The organism is Tistrella bauzanensis (genome assembly GCF_014636235.1).
Taxonomy (GTDB): domain Bacteria; phylum Pseudomonadota; class Alphaproteobacteria; order Tistrellales; family Tistrellaceae; genus Tistrella; species Tistrella bauzanensis.
In genome coordinates, this window is record NZ_BMDZ01000158.1 from 1 (window position 1) to 1,971 (window position 1,971).

The following is a 1,971-nucleotide window of genomic DNA, read 5'->3' on the forward strand; positions in this document are numbered from 1 at the left end:
CCTCAAGCGAACCAGACATTCCATGACCCTCCGAATCATGGTCACCCATTGATTCAGAACTTTAGGAAATACGCAACTGTAATACTAGCCCGATCAGATCGGGGCGACCTGATCGGGATCCGCTCTCGTGGCGGTCGTCTCCGACCGGATGCCGTTGCAAGGCCTGCCTCACCACATCAGATCACCGCGGCATCGACCGTGATCGGGTCATACCGGGCAACGTGATGCTTGTGCGGTGGCGTGTCGAGAATGGTCCTCGCACGATCGTCGAGACCGTCGGTCGACAGTCTGTCATGACGCGCAAGAACGACTTCCAGCGCCGTCACGACATGCTCGTAATAGTTCCAGTCCTCAGAGGAAAAGTCGGGGTGGGCCGCCTCCCAGTGGCGGATGGCGTCGGTGAGCGCCTCCTGGAATTCGTCCCAGCAGAATTCCCCCGCGTTGCAGGCGGCGACGGCAACGGCAAAAATACGCAATTCCCATGGCTTGTCGAAAGCCGCCTGCCCTTTGCCCTGCCGCAGGATGGTGGCGAGGTCGGTACCACAGGTCATCGATACAGGCTGCATATCCGGTTCCTTATTCAAGCCTGTCATTATTCACGCCCGTCCTTGTTCACGCCGGCGTCACGCGGTCCGCGCCAGGCCGGTGCCGATCATCGAATCCCGCGTGATCAGGCCTGCAAGCGCGTCTACGCTCATCCCTTCGCTTCCTTCGGGGCGCTGCGGGACCACCCAGTAGCGGATCTCGGAATTCGAATCCCAAACCCGGATCTCGATCTCGGCCGGGATGTCGAGCTGGAAATCCTCCTTCAGACAGAGCCGCGGTTCCCGGATGATCCGCGCCCGATAGGGCATCGACTTGAACCAGTTCGGCGGCAGGCCCAGCACCGGCCACGGATAGCAGGAGCACAGCGAGCACACGACGACGTTGTGGACAGCCGGCGTGTTCTCGACGGCGATCATATGCTCGCCCTGCAATCCGCCGATCCCGAGTTCCGCGCAGGCTTCCGTGGCGTCCTTCAGCAGACGTGCCTTGAAGTCGGGATCGATCCAGGCCTTGGCCACCACTTGCGCGCCAAGCTTCGGCCCGACTTCGTGTTCGTAGATTTCGGCAAACCGATCGACACCGGCTTCCGACATCAATCCTTTCTCGATCAGAATCGATTCGATGGCTTTCACGCGCGCGGCGATTTCTTCTTCGGTGCGCGGCGTGTGAACGAGATTGACACGGGTCATCTGCCTACCCCTCAGGACTGTGCGCGCGTGATATAGGGTTCCCACATATCGGTGTGCTGGCAGGCATTCGGATCGGCATACTCCGATCCGAAAAGCTCGGCCTGGGAGAAGCGCACCGTATAGAGATGCTCAGCCGTCTCGCCCTTGCCATTGCCGGTGGTATCGGGAAAGACATGGGCGCCGTGATACATCACGATCTCGCCGGTACGGCCCATCGTATAGCGGGGCCGGCGATGGTGATGGCGGGGCACGGAAGCGTCGATCACCACCCTGTCGCCGATTGCGAATTTCGGCTCGTGGCCGACGTCACGCGCCGCGGGAAAGCCGTTTTTGACCGCCCATTCGGCGAAATCGACGAGGGCAGGATCGTCATTGGGCGGCAGGCGCACATCCGGATAGTGCAGATAATAGGCCGTCCGCTTGTCGAGCTCCCCGCGCGACCAATAGGCCTTCTCGGTGCCGATCCGCTCGACCGCCTCGACCCAATGCTCATAATAGAAGGCGGTCAGGTAATGAAGCGGATGCATCTTTTCCAGATGCCTGCGGAACTCGTCCAGCCCGAACATGCCCGCGCGGGCGGCAAAGGGAAACAGCGCCCAGGCCGCCTTTTCCCAGGCCGCATGATAGGGCGGCTCCCAGCCGGTCGGCTCGACCGGGGGGATGTCCCGGTCATTGTTGAAAAAGGGAGAGCGGCGTTGCTCGCCTTGAGCCGTTAGGCTCGGGGTGTCGAATCCTC

3 protein-coding genes are annotated in these 1,971 nt (G+C 61.3%); all 3 read right to left on the reverse strand.

Features of this window, described 5'->3' with window-relative positions:
• Positions 1-176 precede the first annotated feature (176 nt).
• Genes IEW15_RS25235 through nthB form a run of 3 tightly spaced genes read right to left on the reverse strand, consistent with a single transcriptional unit; the run spans position 177 to position 1,897 of the window.
• The gene (locus IEW15_RS25235) at positions 177-566 is read right to left on the reverse strand and encodes a nitrile hydratase accessory protein (RefSeq protein ID WP_188583263.1); all 390 of its coding nucleotides are present in this window, start codon (positions 564-566) and stop codon (positions 177-179) included.
• A gap of 57 nt (positions 567-623) precedes the next feature.
• Positions 624-1,235 (reverse strand): nitrile hydratase subunit alpha, encoded by a 612-nt coding sequence (gene nthA / locus IEW15_RS25240; RefSeq protein WP_188583265.1) that lies wholly within the window; start codon positions 1,233-1,235, stop codon positions 624-626.
• A gap of 11 nt (positions 1,236-1,246) precedes the next feature.
• Positions 1,247-1,897: a nitrile hydratase subunit beta gene (gene nthB / locus IEW15_RS25245; RefSeq protein ID WP_188583267.1), complete on the reverse strand. Its 651-nt coding sequence runs from the start codon at positions 1,895-1,897 to the stop codon at positions 1,247-1,249.
• Between the last annotated feature and the right edge of the window lie 74 nt (positions 1,898-1,971).

What these genes read in the sequence shown, in the direction of transcription:
- nthA (WP_188583265.1), bottom strand. Translation starts at nt 1,235, where the DNA reads ATGACCCGTGTCAATCTCGTTCACACGCCGCGCACCGAAGAAGAAATC.
- IEW15_RS25235 (WP_188583263.1), bottom strand. Translation starts at nt 566, where the DNA reads ATGCAGCCTGTATCGATGACCTGTGGTACCGACCTCGCCACCATCCTG.